The 16,251-nt window shown below is 61.1% G+C and carries 15 protein-coding genes; 10 read left to right on the top strand and 5 right to left on the bottom strand.

Annotated elements, in window-relative coordinates; all coding sequences use genetic code 11:
- Together OO12_RS21220 and OO12_RS28250 are read left to right on the top strand one after the other, a co-directional pair.
- Positions 1–1,913 (top strand): hypothetical protein (locus OO12_RS21220; protein WP_034160758.1); only part of this gene is annotated, 1,913 nt, incomplete at its 5' end.
- A 2-nt stretch (positions 1,914–1,915) separates the two neighbouring features.
- A complete protein-coding gene (locus tag OO12_RS28250; protein ID WP_152616578.1) occupies positions 1,916–2,281 on the top strand; it encodes a hypothetical protein in 366 nt (121 codons plus the stop codon).
- A gap of 114 nt (positions 2,282–2,395) precedes the next feature.
- Here the strand turns inward: OO12_RS28250 and OO12_RS21225 are convergent, their stop codons facing one another.
- The 5 genes from OO12_RS21225 to OO12_RS21250 all read right to left on the bottom strand — a co-directional run bounded on the left by OO12_RS21225 (position 2,396) and on the right by OO12_RS21250 (position 8,279).
- Complete coding sequence (locus tag OO12_RS21225; RefSeq protein WP_034160759.1) at positions 2,396–2,599, bottom strand: DUF2274 domain-containing protein; 204 nt, start codon at positions 2,597–2,599, stop codon at positions 2,396–2,398.
- A 507-nt stretch (positions 2,600–3,106) separates the two neighbouring features.
- Complete coding sequence (locus tag OO12_RS21235) at positions 3,107–5,434, bottom strand: TonB-dependent receptor domain-containing protein (RefSeq protein ID WP_034160761.1); 2,328 nt, start codon at positions 5,432–5,434, stop codon at positions 3,107–3,109.
- Between the two features lie 10 nt (positions 5,435–5,444).
- The gene (locus tag OO12_RS21240) at positions 5,445–5,666 is read right to left on the bottom strand and encodes a hypothetical protein (protein ID WP_034160762.1); all 222 of its coding nucleotides are present in this window, start codon (positions 5,664–5,666) and stop codon (positions 5,445–5,447) included.
- A 132-nt stretch (positions 5,667–5,798) separates the two neighbouring features.
- Positions 5,799–7,088 (bottom strand): LptF/LptG family permease, encoded by a 1,290-nt coding sequence (locus OO12_RS21245; RefSeq protein ID WP_034160763.1) that lies wholly within the window; start codon positions 7,086–7,088, stop codon positions 5,799–5,801.
- 24 nt (positions 7,089–7,112) lie between these two features.
- Positions 7,113–8,279: a glycosyltransferase gene (locus OO12_RS21250; protein ID WP_034160764.1), complete on the bottom strand. Its 1,167-nt coding sequence runs from the start codon at positions 8,277–8,279 to the stop codon at positions 7,113–7,115.
- A gap of 28 nt (positions 8,280–8,307) precedes the next feature.
- Here OO12_RS21250 and OO12_RS21255 point away from each other — a divergent pair, with 28 nt between their 5' ends.
- The 8 genes from OO12_RS21255 (at position 8,308) to OO12_RS21290 (ending at position 15,563) form a co-directional block, all read left to right on the top strand.
- A complete protein-coding gene (locus OO12_RS21255; RefSeq protein ID WP_235364955.1) occupies positions 8,308–8,985 on the top strand; it encodes an RNA polymerase sigma factor in 678 nt (225 codons plus the stop codon).
- A 74-nt stretch (positions 8,986–9,059) separates the two neighbouring features.
- The gene (locus tag OO12_RS21260) at positions 9,060–10,025 is read left to right on the top strand and encodes a FecR family protein (protein WP_034160766.1); all 966 of its coding nucleotides are present in this window, start codon (positions 9,060–9,062) and stop codon (positions 10,023–10,025) included.
- Positions 10,026–10,130: 105 nt separating this feature from the next.
- Positions 10,131–10,361, top strand: a complete 231-nt coding sequence (locus OO12_RS21265) for a hypothetical protein (RefSeq protein WP_160296873.1) — start codon at positions 10,131–10,133, stop codon at positions 10,359–10,361.
- A complete protein-coding gene (locus OO12_RS21270; RefSeq protein ID WP_034160768.1) occupies positions 10,361–11,122 on the top strand; it encodes a DUF2334 domain-containing protein in 762 nt (253 codons plus the stop codon). Before OO12_RS21265 ends, OO12_RS21270 begins: the two co-directional genes overlap by 1 nt.
- Before the next feature lie 39 nt (positions 11,123–11,161).
- Entirely contained in the window at positions 11,162–12,166 is a 1,005-nt protein-coding gene (locus tag OO12_RS21275; RefSeq protein WP_152616580.1) for a hypothetical protein, read from the top strand.
- A 169-nt stretch (positions 12,167–12,335) separates the two neighbouring features.
- Positions 12,336–13,223, top strand: a complete 888-nt coding sequence (locus OO12_RS21280) for a glycosyltransferase family 2 protein (protein WP_235364937.1) — start codon at positions 12,336–12,338, stop codon at positions 13,221–13,223.
- 7 nt (positions 13,224–13,230) lie between these two features.
- Complete coding sequence (locus OO12_RS21285; protein WP_235364956.1) at positions 13,231–13,998, top strand: ChbG/HpnK family deacetylase; 768 nt, start codon at positions 13,231–13,233, stop codon at positions 13,996–13,998.
- Positions 13,995–15,563 carry a hypothetical protein gene (locus OO12_RS21290; RefSeq protein WP_235364938.1) on the top strand — a complete coding sequence of 523 codons (1,569 nt, stop codon included), beginning with the start codon at positions 13,995–13,997 and terminating at the stop codon, positions 15,561–15,563. The genes OO12_RS21285 and OO12_RS21290 overlap by 4 nt, the downstream gene beginning before the upstream one ends.
- Positions 15,564–16,251 lie beyond the last annotated feature (688 nt).

Genomic DNA, 16,251 nt, shown 5'->3' on the forward strand with positions numbered 1-16,251 from the left:
CGCTTCCCACCCTCCCCGTCCAGCCCGCACCGCCAGCGGCAAAGGGCAATAAATGCGGCGTGTTCGGCGCGATCTTGCTGGTGGTCATTGCGGTTGCTGTGACGGTGGTGACCGCAGGTGCTGCTGCAGCCGCTCTCAGCCCAACGATTACAAGCATTGGTGCGGGTATCTCCGCATTGGCGGCCGGATCTGCCGGGCTTGGTGTAACAATCGCCGCTGGCGCAATCGGCGGAGCGCTTGGTTCGATTGTCAGTCAGGGAGTGGGCGTTGCAACCGGCATCCAAGAGAAGTTCAATTGGAAGGGCGTGGCTCTCGGCGCGCTATCCGGTGCGGTCGGTGGAGGCGTGGCCAAGCTGGGCTTGTTTGCCGACATTGGCAGCAAATTTGCCACCGGCGCGCTAAACGGCGCGCTGAGTAGCGCAGTCACGCAAGGCATAGGCGTTGCCACCGGACTCCAATCGAAGTTCGACTGGACTGGCGTAGCGGCAGCCGGAATCGGTGGCGGCGTCGGGGCTTGGGCTGGGGGCAAGTTGGGTGCCACTTCGCTGACGGACAGGTCTTTCTCCAACATCGCTGCAAACCTCGGCGCGAGCGCTGCGGGTGGTTTTGCTAATGCTGCAACCCGCAGCCTCATCAGCGGCACCGATTTCGGCGACAATCTTATGGCTGCCCTGCCCGATGTGATTGGCAGTACAATCGGTAACCTCGTGGCGGGGGGGATTAGCGGAGGGCATGAAGCTCGGATCAAGCGATTGTTGGATAGTCCCGATCAAGAGGTTCGCGACAAGGGAATTCGTATGTTGCAGCAGGACGACGCAAAATTCGTCGCTGCCGAAGACAAACGACTGGCAAAACAGCAAGAGGCTGCTTTTTCCAGTGGTGACCTGGACACCGCAGACTTCATAGGGGAGCAGCGCAACGATCTGACAACGAACTCGGCGGTAGTGGGCATAAGGGTAGCGTCGCGCGCGGGTATCATCAGGTTCGGTGTTGAGCGCGCTTCACAGATGACTTTGGGCGAAACAATCGGTGCATCGAGCAAAGCTCTGCCGCTTTCCGATCTTCGTCTGCCGGTTCCTGCTTCGGATGCCCCCAAATCGGATTCGGTCGATGGTGATATTGTCGTCACGGCTCGGAAATTAGGAGAGGTAACAGCGGACTCCACGATCGGTCGTGTTGTTGTCAATTCATTGGATTACACGAAGGCAAAATACGATGGCTATCGCGCCACTTACGGGCCGATTGTTGATGTGGGAGTGGCGGGCGTAAAGGCACTGTTGAGTGGTGGCATTGCTCCCGTTGTTCAATATGGGGCAAATAAAGGCGTTGAATCTGCGTTACCGCAACTCCCAACCAAGTATCTCCGGCCAATTGCTGAAGTCGCGAGTGAGGCTGGTAAATTTATCGGTCAGGGCGGTGGCGGCATTCTTCTCGGAACGGACCGGCAACAGGTCAATCAAACCGACAGTGGTGGCGTCCTGTTCGGTATTGAAAAGTTGATTGGAATCAGTGCAGTAGGAATTTCTGGGCTGGCGTTGAAAATCTATCGGGGGACACCAGCGAAGCTGGCGCCATATAGCGAACAGGGAGGGCATCATCCGGCATCGCAAGCAGCATTTAGAGGGGCGGAGGGCTACGATGGCAAGGCAGCGTTATCTGTATCCGAAGCCGAATTGCGGCGCCTAGGTGTCCAACATAAAGATATTACTAAGTATCAGAGCCAGCTCTACCGCGCTTTTGCAAAGGACAATAACACGATAACCTGGGGTGATGTTAGACGCATAGAAGCTCAGTCGCTTATCTCAGCGGGTATGAAACCAAGCACTGCGCGAGCAACCGTCAGAGCGGCAATCCAACAGCTCAAGGCCTCTGGTGTTTCAGGCCCTACGCGCATTCCTTATGGAGGTAATTGAAAATGAGTGAGGCAGAAGTTGATGAATTCGCGGAAAACCTGATCAAAACAGTAAGGGATCGCGCCATCAATTCATTTGATGGGATACTAGAAAAGAATATGAGAAGCGAAACAACGAGAAGATATGTTCAAGAATTTGGAGAAAAACTTGAATCTTCTATATTCAATGTTATTCCTGACGTAGTTGATACTACTATATTCTATCTGTTGAATGCGATAGACAATGGCGATTTAAGGTTATTATATAAGAACGCGGAGGGCGAAGTCGTTGATCTTGACGCCAAGGGCTTCGGCGAAATGGCCGGGCGCTATGTGGAGGAAGATGCGGAAGGATGGCGCCAGAGATTTTCACGATCAAGAATTTTATGACTTTGGAAATGCGATCGAAGCATGGTTCGCCTGATTTGTCGACGTAATCGTCATACTCGCTGCGGCGCGGCTCGTTGCACATTTGCCCCTAAGGGGCTTAGCTTTTGACCTGCGTCATCGGCGACGCCGGGCAAAATCCCCGTCGAGGAACGCCGCAAGCATCGCCGGGACGCGTTCGGTCAGCGGTTCCTCGCTCTGATAAGCCTCTGCATACGCCGCAGCATAGTGCTGGAGCCGCTGATGCAGGTCCGGCATGATGCTGATCGCCAGTTTGACCGGTATGCGTTCTGGCAGTTTTGCCAATCGCACCTCTGCCATCACCAATTCCCCTCATGTGAGGGTACGAGGATCAGGTCTTTGTGAACGACAAGGCGCACAGCGGCGCCAGGCCGGACCGAGATGGTCGGCTGGATATTGAGATTTCGTTGCGTGATCTAATCGCCGGCGCGCGACACATTGCCTTGCGTTGAGCGTCGGATCGACTGCATGAGCTCGCCGTCAGCCGGCCATAAAGACCGTCGAGCGCATAGGCGCCGAGGCGAGACCGCTCGGCGCGGGCCAGACGACGCCTTTGACCTCGGGTATGACGGCAATTTTCTCATGTGCCAGCTGCGCAGCAAGCCACTCCCCTGCCCTGCTGCGTTCAGTCACATCGTCGATCCGGCACCCGCCTATCGCCGGTATCTGCACCAAGGCCCAGCGCGCGCTGCAAACCACTTGTCGAAGATCCTCGACGAGCGGGAGTCGCCGTAGGCCGTTTCAGGATCGCCAACAGGGGCGACACCGGCATCCGTCCAGCACCCCAGCGATCGGCCCGATGATTTTCTAGAAGCGGCGCGAAGCCGAGATTGAGAAGGAGCGCGGGTACAAGGGCGTGTACTGGCGGTTCTTCCGCACAGAAAATGGATTGCCGAAGGCGAAGGTATCCGCACTCGAGTTGAGTATGTTGTCGATGTCGAAGCGGAACGTCAGCTTGTCGCGCTCAGCCGAGATGCCGACCCGGCCAACGACACGGGCAGGCATCCGCCGATCAAGGCCTGCCTCAAAACTCAGGCGAGAGGTGCCGACGAGGTTGACCGACAAGCCCGGCGTGATGCGCCAATCCCCAAAAGTCATGTCGCGCGTCAGGGCAAGGCGCGCCGATACATCCGGTACCACGGGCAGACGCAGACGCCGTGGTAGTGCGCTGCCGTTCGGAGCGCGGTTGAGCCGCGGGCGCTGCCAGAGGGCGCCCGCCTGCAACCGCCACCCGTCGGACAGTCGCCAGTCAGCCGACAGTTCCGTGCCGACGACCGTCGCGCGACCGACATTATGCGTGGCGGTCAGGCCATTGGCTTGTAAATAATCGGACTGGATCTTGGTCCAGTTCGTCTTGAACAGACTGAAGTCGAGGCTCAGGCGCCCATTGTCGAGCTTAACGCGTCCGCCCAGATCGATGCTACGCACCTCGTCACCGGTATAGCGACGCGTTGTGGCATTGCTGAAATCGAGACCGCCAGGCCGGAACGCGGTGGCGAAGCGTGCGAAGAGCAACTGATCCGGAGAGATCTCGTACGATAGGGAAGCGTTGGGCGTGATGCCGAACAATGTCTTCGCCCGGGTCACCAGATTCATATAGTCGAAGTGATCATTCCTGATGCCCGCCCGAAAACCGCGCAGGCCGACGCCGACCCGCAACCGGGGAGCCAGCGGATACGAACCGTCGGCGAAGATTGCGGCTTCCGTAACGCGCCGGTCTTCCGAAAAGAGCCCCTTCAACGTCCCATCGCCCGACAACAAATTGCCGTACGCCTCGATCCGCGCCAACAGAAACGAGGCGCCAGCGACCCAGACGAAGCGACTGTCCGGCGCCGAACTGATACGGATTTCCTGATCGAAGACGCCGTGTTTTCCCCCACCGAAATAAGTCTTGGGCACCACGACGCCCGGCGTCGCCGGAGAGGCAGAGGCGTCATAGGTGGCGCGCTGTACCTGCCAAGTCCCGCTCGTTGTAATCGTTAGCCCGAGCGACCCGATCGATCCGGTGATCGTGCCCTGGAAGACCTGTATCCTGTCGAAGCGCGGCTCGCGGATCGGCAGGTCGCGCGAGCGGTCCTTGCCGGGGCGATCGACATATTGGCTGTCTCGCGTATCGATCGATTGCTCCATCGCACTCAGATCGATCATCCAACCGTCAAAGGGCACGATGCGCACTGCAACCCGGCCGCCCAGCGTTAGCGACCGATTCAGATCGCGACCACCCTTCACATCGTTGATCCATCCAGGATCCGCAGCCGCATAGCCGACAACCCGCACCGCGACATGGTCACTGACCAGCGGCAGGTTGATCACGCCTTCGGCTTGCCCGCCAACACCGCCACCGGAGATTGCCGAGAAACCAAGGCTGCTCGCTCCCTCGACACGGTCGAGTACCGGGCGGTTGGTGACGATGCGATAGACGCCGCCAAGAGCCCCAGTGCCATAGAGCGGCCCCTGCGGTCCTTTCAGCACTTCCACTCGCGCGACATCGACCAGCCGCAAGCCCGGTTCGGGCGCGTCATAGGTCACCCGCGCATCATCGAGCTGGACGCTGACCGTCGACTGGCTGAATCCGTTGAAGGGACTATCGGCGATGCCGCGAATGAACAGCCGGTTGCGTCCCGGGCCGATATTGGTAAGCGTGAGCCCCATGGTCGCGCGCGCCACATCGCGCGCTATTGTGCCGATTCCGAGCAGGCTTGCGCTGCCGGGCACATAGACCGCGATCGGTGCCGCCACGCTCGACAGCATCTCGGACTGTTTCCGCCCGGTAACGACGATGTCCTCGGCGGGGAGAACGACAGGTTTCGGGGCCGCGATGCTCTTGCCGGCATGGTTGCGCCTTACGATACGATATTCGCGCGGACCGATGCGAACGGCCCGCAACTCGACCGAGCGCAGCATCCGGTCGAGCGCATCGCGCACCGTCATGTCGCCACGCAACGCGCTGATCGCGCGTCGTGGCATCGGACCGTCAAAAGTTACCGAGATTCCGGTCTGCGCCGACAGCGTAGCAAGCGCATCCGCGACATCGACTGCGCCGATATCGAGCCGGTATCTGATGTCGCGCGCCTGGGCCGGATTGACGCCCAGCGCAGCGCTAGCGACCAGCGCTGTCGCCAAGACGTATCGCATCGCTATCCGTTCATGTTTTCAGGCCGGTCAGTCCATCAAGCACAGCCATCACGGCCTCGCGATCACCCCGGGCGATCACGCCAGAAAAGCGGCGGTGTGCAGCGGCCGGGTCGATCACTTTGCCCGAATAGCGGTCGGGAGGCCGAATGCGCAATCCTTTTAAGCCAGCCGTCCGGGAACGGAAACGGCGCGCCGGATCACTGGGATTTCCGACCCGCTTGGCGGCATCCAATGAGCTGATCCAGGTCCGTCCGATCGCGAGCGTGTCCGGGTCTTCTCGCTGAATATAGCCGCTGCGCGCCGGCCAGACCTGGAGGGCGCGATCGCTGGGAAAGACGTCACGCGATTATCTGCGCGTCCGGTTTCAGGACCCGACCAGGGTCGCACCACTTAAGGCGGCGCTGTTCCCAGCCCCTGATGGCCTGACGGCCGAGTTGGTCTGTATCCCGCCTTCCTCGCCTGAGAATAACGACCATCGCGATTCGCGTGCGGATGCGGCTGCCGAATGCAGGGCTGGTGCGACGGTAAGGGGCTTTGCGGAAAGCGCTCTTGCATACCGCAGAGCCTTGTTGAGGAGTTGATCAATCGAACCTGGACCATGGCGCTGGGCAAGCTCCGATATGGCTGCCACGATCGTCACCCATAAAAGAGCGTGGAGCAGAGCGGCGGGCACTGGATGGATGGTGAAATGCTCTTCGACGAACGCGGTCGAGCGCAGATTGACGACGATCAGCGCAAGGCCAATGAAGATGCTTGCCCCGCCGGCCTGTCTTTTGGGCGGTACGCCCAAGGCCATACCGAGCCAGGGCAGCATCAGGCAAAGGGCCGCACTTTGAATCTTGGACAAAAACGCTGCCGTTGCCGGTGCCGGCACACCCGGACGAGCCGCTTCCTGATTGATGCGCGGCAGGAGGTTGGCCGCCGACACGCGGTCAAGCCGCTCCGCTTCGGTCGCTGTCGCTCCGCGTCCCCGTTCCGGTGCCAGTCTCATGTGATAGCGGGCGAAGGCCAGCGTGTCGTAGCCACCGCCGGGGCGTGGGTGAATCAATACGCCATTGCGCAATGTGAGGATGATTGCACCCGATGGATCGCGGCTCGCTGTGGCGGTGGGGGCTGAAGCGACGTCGCCGCCACGTCGAATCATTACGTTGTTCAGCGTACCGCGCGCGCGACCGGCCGACGGGTCGGTGACGAAAGTCGTGTGAGCGTCGACCGCGACGAGATCGCGCAGCGGCATGCCATGGACACCAGCGCTGATCTCGCCCAGCAGCTGATCGAACGCATGTTCACCGATCGGCTGCAGGTCCATCCGGATGGCGAGTTGAGCACCCGCTGACCCCAGGGCCAAGGCCATCGGCAAAGCCATGACACGGGTCGGCCGAAGACCGATACTGGTGAAGATTTGCCATTCACCATTGACGCTGAGGCGCCGCACTGCGAGCGCCATCGACAGGTAGGTGGCGACCGGAATCGCGATACCGAGATATTCAGGGACAAGCGCGGTCAGCATATAGGCGAGCAGCGTAAACGGCGTATCCGTTTCAACGATTGCCGCGCTCAACCGCGAGATGTTTTCGAGTGACAGCATGGCGACCAAGGTCAGCAACACCGCAACATAGCCGCCCATCAAATGACGCAGGATATAGCGATCCATTATCGTTATAACGGGGCGCTTCATTCAGGCTGCCCGGCATTTTGATGCCGCGTGTGCGCCATATAGGTCGAACAACTGATCGAAATGCTGGTCCATCGTGCGGACCGGATAGGCTGCTCCATATTCACCGGGCGCTATTGCGTGGCGCGCGAAATCGACGATCGAGTTGCGCAGCGCGCTGCCATCGGCGGCGGCAAAATGGCGGCTCGCTCCTTGCGTCACGTGATCGGCGGCACCGCCTCGATCGGGAACGATGATTGGTAGCCCGCTGGCCCGCGCTTCCGCCGCGACCATGCAGAACGTCTCCGCCTCGCAACCATGGATCAGCGCATCGGCGCTCGCCATGGTGGCGGCGAGCAGGTGCCGTTCGCGGATCGGCGCGCCAACCATGATATGTGGTGACCCGGCAGCATGGGCGACGAGTGCTCGGCGCGCGCGCCCGTCGCCGATCAACACCAGCCCGATCGGAATTTCGGCACCGGCGGATTGAACCGCGTCGATAACCATGCCCCAGCGCTTCTCGGCCGAATAGCGGCCGACACCGAGCATCAGCGTTGCGTCGGAGTCCAGTCCGCATAACGCCAGCATCCGGCGACGAAGCTCAAGATCGCGATGAGCTGGTGAGAAGATGCCTGGTTCCACGCCCATCGCGATCGTCGTTGCGCGCTGCAAGCCGCCGGCAACCAGACGGTTGGTCAGATTGGCGCTGGCGCTGATCACATGGTTGAACCGGGCATCAAGGCGTCGAAGGTGTTGCCAGAAGCGGTCGAAGTGATGGTCGATCGTCGCGATGTCGGCGAGGCGACCAAACCAGCGATAGGCATAAGCGGCGAGAGGATCGGCATGCATGACGAGTGAGCGTGGCGCGGAGCCTTCCCACCGTGCCACCATCGAGGCACTCGACCATGGCGAGGACGCCTCGACAAAGTCGGGTCGCCAGTGGTCGAGCGCGCGGTGCAGCGCCGGCTCGTTCGCAAAATATCGGTAGCGGCGGTCGAGCGCCAATTGCGGCGATGCGATCGTCGCGAGGATTTGGCCCGGGCCGAGCTCGATCACTTCGTCGCGGGCCCCTGGGGCGATAACGACCATCTCATGTCCGGCGATGCTCGCTGCCGCAAACTTGCGGTCGATATAGGTCTTAACGCCGCCGCCATGGGCCGTGTAGAACGCGCAGACGTCGACAATCCTCATTTGGCGCCGCGATTGATCGTCATTGATCGTGCTCCTTCACCGGGAAGACGACAGGCGACGGGAATACCGCAGCCGCACGTCCCATCGGTCGATGCGGCGCGCGAACTTTACCTGTGATTTTCGGCCGCTTGCCTGCTTCGCCGAAGCGAGGCACAGCCTCGCCAGGCTTATGAAGAAACCTGTCGTTCAACCCAAAGCGTCCGGACTGGCGCAAATCTATGGGGACCTGCGCCCCGAATTGTTCCGATTCCTCGTGGCCCGGGTTGGCGACCGCATTGAAGCAGAGGATTTGCTGCAGGAACTATGGGTGCGTGTGCATGCGGCCAACGCCGGACCGTTAAGCAACGGACGTGCCTATCTTTATCGTGCGGCGCAAAATCTGGTGCTCGACCGCGCTCGGGCAGAGCGCCGGCGCGCGCAACGCGATACCGAATGGGCGGCAGGGCAACGGATAGACCTGGGCGGCGGCGAGCCAGCTGATGCTCGCCCTAATGCCGAGACGGCGATGCTCGCGCACGAGGAGGCGGCCGCGCTAGCTACCGCGATCCGCGCTCTGCCGGAGAGCGCCGGTCGCGCGTTTCGCATGCATAAGATCGAGGGCTTGCCTCACGTCGAAATCGCGGCGCGGCTCGGCATCAGCCGAAGCGGCGTTGAAAAGCACATCGCGCTGGCGATGGCGCATCTGCGCCGCGCATTGAAGGACTGAGGTATGGCCGAGCGGCGACGTCTCATCAACGAACAGGCGGGGCAGTTTGGAAGCTGCGCGCCGATGGATGCGAAATGAGGGACGATTTTGATCCGATCGATGAAGTAGCGGCAGGTTGGCATCTGTCGCTCAACGACGATAATATGGACTGGACCGGCTTTACCGAATGGCTGGAGGCAGATCCGCGTCATCGTCAAGCTTATGATGCAATCGCCCTGCTCGACGAACGGATCGACCATGCGCGGCCGGCTTTGCAGCCGTTGCTGTCTTTGGATGACGTGCAATTGCCGCCCCACCGTCGGCGCGTCGCCGGCTGGAGCGCGCTGGCGGCATCGCTTGTCGCGGTGGTTGCGATCGGCGTCACCTCATTATCCGGGATTTCGGAAGGTCCCGCAGGTTCGACCCGCCTAGTTGCATATCGGGCAACCGCGGGCGAGGAGCGTGCCGTGAAGCTCGCCGACGGTTCGACCGCCAGGTTAGCGCCGGGGAGCGTGCTCAACGTGGCTGCTTCGCGCGATGTGCCGCTAGCGCTGGAAGGACGCGCGACGTTCGATGTGGTGCACGACCCGGCTCATCCGCTCGTGATACGGGCGGGTGCGTACGAGATTCGTGATGTGGGCACCAGGTTCGAGGTGATGTCCGATGCCGGGATGCTACGTGTTGCCGTATCGGAAGGACAGGTCAGCGTCAGATTGCGGGGTGCGGTAGGCGCAGCCGAGGTGATGGCGGGCCATGTGCTGACGGTATCGGGGGTAAATGCGACCGGCGATCTGCGGCGGTTGAGCCCAGCATCAGGCACGGCACTACCGGGCGGCCCGATGGTGTACGACGAGGTCCCGCTCGGATTGGTGGTTGCCGACATATCCCGCTATGCGGGCCAGCGGATCGAGATTGATCCAGCGCTCGCCGGACGCCGCTTTTCCGGGGTCATCGCGTCCGGCAAGCGGGATGCGATGATCGCGACGCTCGAGCAATTGACTGGGCTGCATGCACGGAAGAACGGCAACGCGATACGTCTGGGCATCGGCGCTGCCCGCTAGCGCAGCGCTCGGGTCACCGCCAGCGCACGCCCGCGAAATATCGCGGCTAAGCTTCGACGATGGATTGGACCGGCGAATGGGGGGTATGTCATCGGTCGCGTGGGATTGACGGCCAACGTGCGACAGGGCTCATTGCATCTCTACATCGACGATCTGTTCGACGGCCAGCCCGGCACTTTCGCCTTCGGCAATCCGTTCTCGATCCGCAGTGTGCCACAATATACGCCATACGCCCGCTCGGCCACGGGGCATGACGCTGTCTGCCTCGCATCGCTTTTGAACTTTAATTTGTCGGCATCGCTGCGGATTGGCAGTCGGGCGGCGTCAGACGAGTGATGACATACCCTCCGCCCAGACGACTGCTGCTGTCAATTCATGACGTGTCTCCGCGGCACGAAAGCGAGATCGACCAGTTGTACGATCAACTGGCCGATAATGGCGGCGACAAGATCGCCATGCTTGTCGTTCCCAATTTCTGGGGGCGCGCGCCGATCGAGCGAGGGTCCCCCTTCGCCACGCGGCTCCGGCGTTGGTCCGAGGCCGGGGTCGAGATGTTTCTGCACGGATCGATCCACCGCGACGATGTGCGTCACCGATCGCGGTTCGCGCGATTCAAGGCCAATCACATGACCGCCGGCGAAGGCGAATTTCTTGGTCTGGATGCAGCTGAAGCCGGGCGTCGTATCGCCGATGGCCGCGCGCTGATCGAGGATGTGACCGGCCGGCCGGTCGCCGGGTTCGTCGCGCCGGCTTGGCTGTATGGGCGAGGTGCGCACGAGGCACTTGCATCCGCCCGGATCGGGCTAGCCGAGGATCATTGGAAAGTATGGGACGCGATGGATGGTCGGGTGCTGGCGCGTTCGCCGGTGATTACCTGGGCGAGCCGCACGCCCGGACGCATGGCCTCATCCTTGGCGGTCGCCGCGGTTGCGCGCACCGTGCCCACACCTCGCGTCATGCGGCTTGCTGTCCATCCCGACGATACCTCGGAAGCGGCGATCCTGCGCAGTATCTCGTCGACGATCGCGGCGCTGAGCCGTAACCGCATGGTCAGCCGCTATACCGATTTGATCGAGGACGCGGCGCGCATGGGCTGAAGTTACTGGTCTCCAAAGCGGCGGATCATGTGCCCGTCGTTGGACGACATCCGAAAATGTCGGCCCCACGCCGCCACCATCCATAACAAGCCGACAGAGGCCATCTTGTTCCAATCAGCAGTTCCCGCCTTGGCCAACTCATCGATCTCCGCTTCGACGGGTCTCGATCCGCTGCTCGAACGATCGACGTCGCCGTTCCGGGACCGTCTCACTGCATGGCTGGGCATCGCGCTTTCCGTAACCGTTCTCGCCGTGGTCCTCTACCAGTTCAAGGACGTCGAGTTCGCCAGCTTGACCACGGTACCGCGCACGCCGTTCTTCTGGACGGTGCTTGTGGCATCCTATTTGCTCTCGCCTGCGTCCGAATGGCTAATCTACCGGAAGATCTGGCGATTGCCGTTTGCGGGCATCATTCCGTTGATGCGCAAGCAGGTCGCGAACGAAATCGTGCTTGGTTATTCCGGGGAAGCGCATTTCTACTTTTGGGCACGCCGTCATGCGGGCATTACCGGTTCACCGTTCGGTGCGATCAAGGACGTTTCAGTCATGTCCGCCGTCGCCGGCAATCTCACGACCCTGGCGATGATGCTCGTTATGGCGCCCGCTCTTGCCGCAATTATCACTGGGACATTGGCGCGAACTTTTGTCGTTTCGGTCGCCATCGTCGTCTTCACCTCACTGATGATGTTCGCTTTGCGACATAAGCTGTTTTCGCTGCCGGACCGGGATTTGCGCATGATTTTTGCGGTGCAACTGCTCCGTGTCGTCATTTCCCTGGTGTTGATCGCGATCCTATGGAGCCTGATGTTGCCCGGAGTGAAGATTGGTGAGTGGGTGGCGTTGGCTGCCATGCGCATGATGGTATCCCGCTTGCCGCTGCTTCCCAATAAGGAGGTGATGTTCGCGGGCCTGACCATGGTGCTGCTTGGGCGCAATACCGATGTCGCGGTGATGACCGCCTTGATTGCTAGTCTGACCCTCGGACTGCATCTCGCCGTCGGGGCGATAACAGGTGCTGGCGCATTCATTGGGCGACAGGCGTGAGATGATCGACTGAATCTTATCGACTGCTCGTAAGTCGCTTTCTGATCCGATTTGCGCCGAGTTGTGTGCGGCAACCTAGCTGCGATTTTTCGGCGGTAGTTTGTGGTTGGCAACGTGAGGTTTCGATCCGCGGCGGCGTCTCTCCATCACAAGAGGCTGGGATGAGACCATGTCGGAAAATCACGACGATACCTTGTTGCGTCTAGACCGCTACGCTTCCTTCTTGGAGCAGGGAGAACGCCCGCCCGTGTGGAGCGTGATCCTGCCGTTTTTCAATGAACAGGGCTTTCTCGCAACGACGCTGCGCAGTCTCGCGCGGCAGACCGTCCCGGTCATGATCATTCTGGTCGACAATGGCAGTACAGATGGCAGCGCTCTCCTGGCGTGGCGTGAATGCCACCGACACGGTTTGCCATTCAGGCTGATCAGCGAACCTCAGCCCGGCAAGGTTGCCGCTCTGGCAACAGGACTACGACAGGTTGTGACCCGCTTCGTCGCAACCTGCGACGCCGATACATGGTACCCGCCGGACTATCTTGCCCAAGCCGGTGCCTTGCTGGCGCGTCCTGATTGTGCGGTCGCTGGAGCATATTATGTTCCACCAGGCGCCAGCGCGGCACGGCGACTGGTCGGCGCGATCCATATTCTGACGGCGGCGCAGGTATTCCCGGCGCTTTGCCACGCCGGCGGGGCCGGACAAGCGTTCGACGTCGCCAAGTTGCGCGCGGTCGGCGGTTTCGACCCAGGCCGGTGGAATTTCGTGCTCGAAGACCACGAAATAATTCATCGCACCAGGCGGTTGGGAGAGACCCGTTACAGCGCGAACTTTTGGTGTTCGCCGTCGCCGCGAAAGCGCGATCGCGCTTCGGTCAAATGGACCGCGCTCGAACAACTCCATTATTACCGCCACATCGCGCATCGTGGTGACTGGTTTTTCTATGAATTCCTGGCGCCACGTCTCGCCGCACGCAGGCTCACCAGCGAGCATCTGCGCGAGCGCTCCCTTCAACCGACCCAGGGAGCGATCGATGCGACGCCTCATACTATGCGCGGATGATTTCGGCATGTCGCGGGAGATCAGCGAGACGATCGCTGCACTCGCCGCCGATAATAAGCTTAATGCGACGTCGTGTATGTCTATTCACCCCGGCTGGGCTGTCGACGCGGCGCTTCTTGAGCCCTTGTCCGACAGAATGCAGATCGGGCTTCATCTCACCTTCACGGATGAGCGGCCTTTGACGCCTATGACCGGGACATCGCCGGACGGGAAGTTACTCGGAATCGATCCACTTATCTTCAACGCGATCTCCGGCCGTCTCGCACTCGAGGAAATCAAGGCTGAGGTTGCCGCGCAATTCGCCCGGTTCGTGAGATATGCCGGTCGTGCGCCTGATTTCGTCGATGGCCATCAACACGCGCATCTGTTGCCGGGCATTCGATCGATCGTGCTGGACGCGACAGCGCTCTGGGCACCTCAGGCGTGGGTGCGGAACTGTTACGACCATTGGTCAGCGATCGCGGCACGCCCGTTTCGCGCAAAGGCGGTCGAAGGCTGGCTCTTTTCGCTAGGACTCGCGCGTGCCGCCCGGCGCAGGGGGTTGCGCTGCAACGACAGCTTTGCCGGATATTACGCGTTTGAAGGTGACTATGCTGCGGTTTTTCCGACTTTTCTCGCGAAGGCCGGCACTGCCCATCTGGTGATGTGCCATCCGGGCGAGGGCTTTATCGCGGGCGACAGGATCGCGGCAGCGCGCGTCGTTGAGGCGGAAGCGTTGCGCGCGATGCAGGTCGCCGACCTGGCGGCGGCACATGGCCTAGCCTTTCCTTTGTGACGTCGATCCCAGCCGGACAAAGCGAATTAGACATCGTCTCGTCGGTGGCCGCTGCAAGAGAAGGTCTTGGCGGCCACCCCGGGCGCGCGTCGGACTCCAAGTTCCAAGCCGCATCGGCTGGCGCGCTGCTCATCGTCTGTCTCCTGCTCCGCGCCGGTGACTTCGGCAATCCCGTCATCCATGTCGATGAGCAATATTACCTGCTCGTCGGCGATCGCATGCTTCGCGGTGCTCTCCCTTACATCGATATTTGGGACAGGAAGCCGATCGGCCTATTTACTATTTTTGCGGGAATCCGCCTGCTGCCCGGCAACGGCATCGTCGCGTACCAGCTCGCGGCGACGCTGTTCGCCGCCGCAACGAGCTGGCTGGTGCAGCGCGCGGCGCTGCGGATCGGCGCGGGGCGAGCGGGGGCTCTAGCAGCAGCCGTCATTTACCTTGTGTGGTTACCCCTATTCAGCGGAGGCGCCGGCCAGTCCCCGGTATTCTATAATCTGTTCATGACCGGGGCGGCGCTGTTAACGCTGCGTCTGCCGCAATTCGCGCGGGACCGCGCGGTGTCCGCCATCGTGGTCAACGGCATGCTCGCCTGTCTTCTCGCGGGGGTCGCGATACAGGTCAAATATACCCCTGCCGTCGAGGGGGCATTTTTCGGCATCGTTCATATTCACTATCTGTGCCGGGCTGGCGCGAGACCGGTCAAGGTCGTCGCCTCCGCACTGGTCTGGCTGCTTCTCGGCCTGGTGCCCACCCTAGCGGCAATCGCGATTTATGCAGAGAAGGGCGCCGGGCCGTTGCAAGCTTTCTGGTTTGCGAACTTCGGCTCCATCCTGCTTCGGGCAGGATATAGCTATCCGGCGGAAATCATCACAGGCCGGCTTGCCGGCACCATCGCCAAACTCCTGCCACTGGCGATCTGCGGCATGCTTGCTCTGCGCCATCGCCCGCTTTCCGATGCGATGAAGATCTGCCTGGGTTGGGCCATTGCAGCCGTGGCCGGCTATGGTGTGCTTGGTACCTATTTCGACCATTACGCGCTGCCGCTGATCGCGCCGCTGGCTATTCTCGCGGCCTGCACGCCCGTATCGCAACAGCGCTATCTGATCGCCGCGCTCGGTGCCGGTCTGGCGCTTCTAGCGATTGAAACCGCTTTGGAACCAGCAGGAGATGCGGCCGGCGCTTACGCTGTCGCAGCGACTGTCCATGCCAATAGCGGAAGGGGCTGTCCCTACGTCTTTATTGGCGACGCCATCACCTATCAGCTCGCCGACTCCTGTCTACCGACGCCCTATGCGTTTCCGTCCATGCTCGGTTATGCTCCCGAGCAAGGCGCGCTCGGCATCGACCCCGCGGTGGAGGTCCGGCGCGTACTCGCCGTTCGACCTCCGGTCATCGTTACGGCAACTCAGCCGCTCGCCGCTTGGAACACGATCGATCGGGCGTTGGTGGCCGGCGCGCTCACGCGAGAATATCGTCTCGTTTTCACCGCGCCACGAGGCGACTATCGGACGCTGGTGTATCTGCGCCGCGACCTGCCATTTCATCGCGTGCGGAAAGTGCACTGACGGCGTTTGGCGATGTTACCAGTCCGGTCGGCGTGAAAGCCGGCCCTCGCCATGGTTCATAACGATCCGGATACGCGACATAACTTCCGAACCGCTTTGTGGATCGAGCTCGCTGCTGTGTAAGGTATCGAGATCCTCGCCCGCCCGGTTCGCCAGCCTGAGAGGACGCGCCGCAGGACGACAGCACAGACATTAGGCCATTCCAACAGGGTCATCGCGAGTGTCGATCGGCAGCGCGTGATATGGCAATCGACCTGAAGAAGGGTCGCCACGCGGCCGCTACAATACTGATTGCTCGCGCCCGCACTGCGCGGCGAACCTAAAGTTAGGTCTGTCAAAGCTCTTGGACTCCAACCACAATCCAACGGGTCAGCGTTGTGTCATGATTTGTGCCAAATTTCTCTTGACCCGGCAAATTGAACAAACCAGAATCACGAAATCCGCAGATTTCTGGGGCTTTCAGGGATGCACCGGTTCAAACGGATGAGAGAGTACGGTTTCCTAAACCGTAGGCCGCGTGTTCGAATCTCGCCGGGCGCACCACCCTAAATCCTCGTGATTTGGCCCCCTCCGCGCTATCATGATGGCGAGCCACTTTGCGGGCTCAGGCGGGACCTGAACAGAATTGGCTGAGTCCTCAATCGCCGCTCGATGAGCGTCATGCCAACGCAAGCGGGATTCTCTTGGC

The sequence above is a fragment of the Sphingomonas sp. ERG5 genome (assembly GCF_000803065.1).
Lineage (GTDB): Bacteria > Pseudomonadota > Alphaproteobacteria > Sphingomonadales > Sphingomonadaceae > Sphingomonas.

What these genes read in the sequence shown, in the direction of transcription:
- OO12_RS21250 (WP_034160764.1), bottom strand. Translation starts at nt 8,279, where the DNA reads ATGAGGATTGTCGACGTCTGCGCGTTCTACACGGCCCATGGCGGCGGC.
- OO12_RS21280 (WP_235364937.1), top strand. Translation starts at nt 12,336, where the DNA reads ATGTCGGAAAATCACGACGATACCTTGTTGCGTCTAGACCGCTACGCT.
- OO12_RS21235 (WP_034160761.1), bottom strand. Translation starts at nt 5,434, where the DNA reads ATGCGATACGTCTTGGCGACAGCGCTGGTCGCTAGCGCTGCGCTGGGC.
- OO12_RS21245 (WP_034160763.1), bottom strand. Translation starts at nt 7,088, where the DNA reads ATGGATCGCTATATCCTGCGTCATTTGATGGGCGGCTATGTTGCGGTG.
- OO12_RS21260 (WP_034160766.1), top strand. Translation starts at nt 9,060, where the DNA reads ATGAGGGACGATTTTGATCCGATCGATGAAGTAGCGGCAGGTTGGCAT.
- OO12_RS28250 (WP_152616578.1), top strand. Translation starts at nt 1,916, where the DNA reads ATGAGTGAGGCAGAAGTTGATGAATTCGCGGAAAACCTGATCAAAACA.
- OO12_RS21270 (WP_034160768.1), top strand. Translation starts at nt 10,361, where the DNA reads ATGACATACCCTCCGCCCAGACGACTGCTGCTGTCAATTCATGACGTG.
- OO12_RS21225 (WP_034160759.1), bottom strand. Translation starts at nt 2,599, where the DNA reads ATGGCAGAGGTGCGATTGGCAAAACTGCCAGAACGCATACCGGTCAAA.
- OO12_RS21285 (WP_235364956.1), top strand. Translation starts at nt 13,231, where the DNA reads ATGTCGCGGGAGATCAGCGAGACGATCGCTGCACTCGCCGCCGATAAT.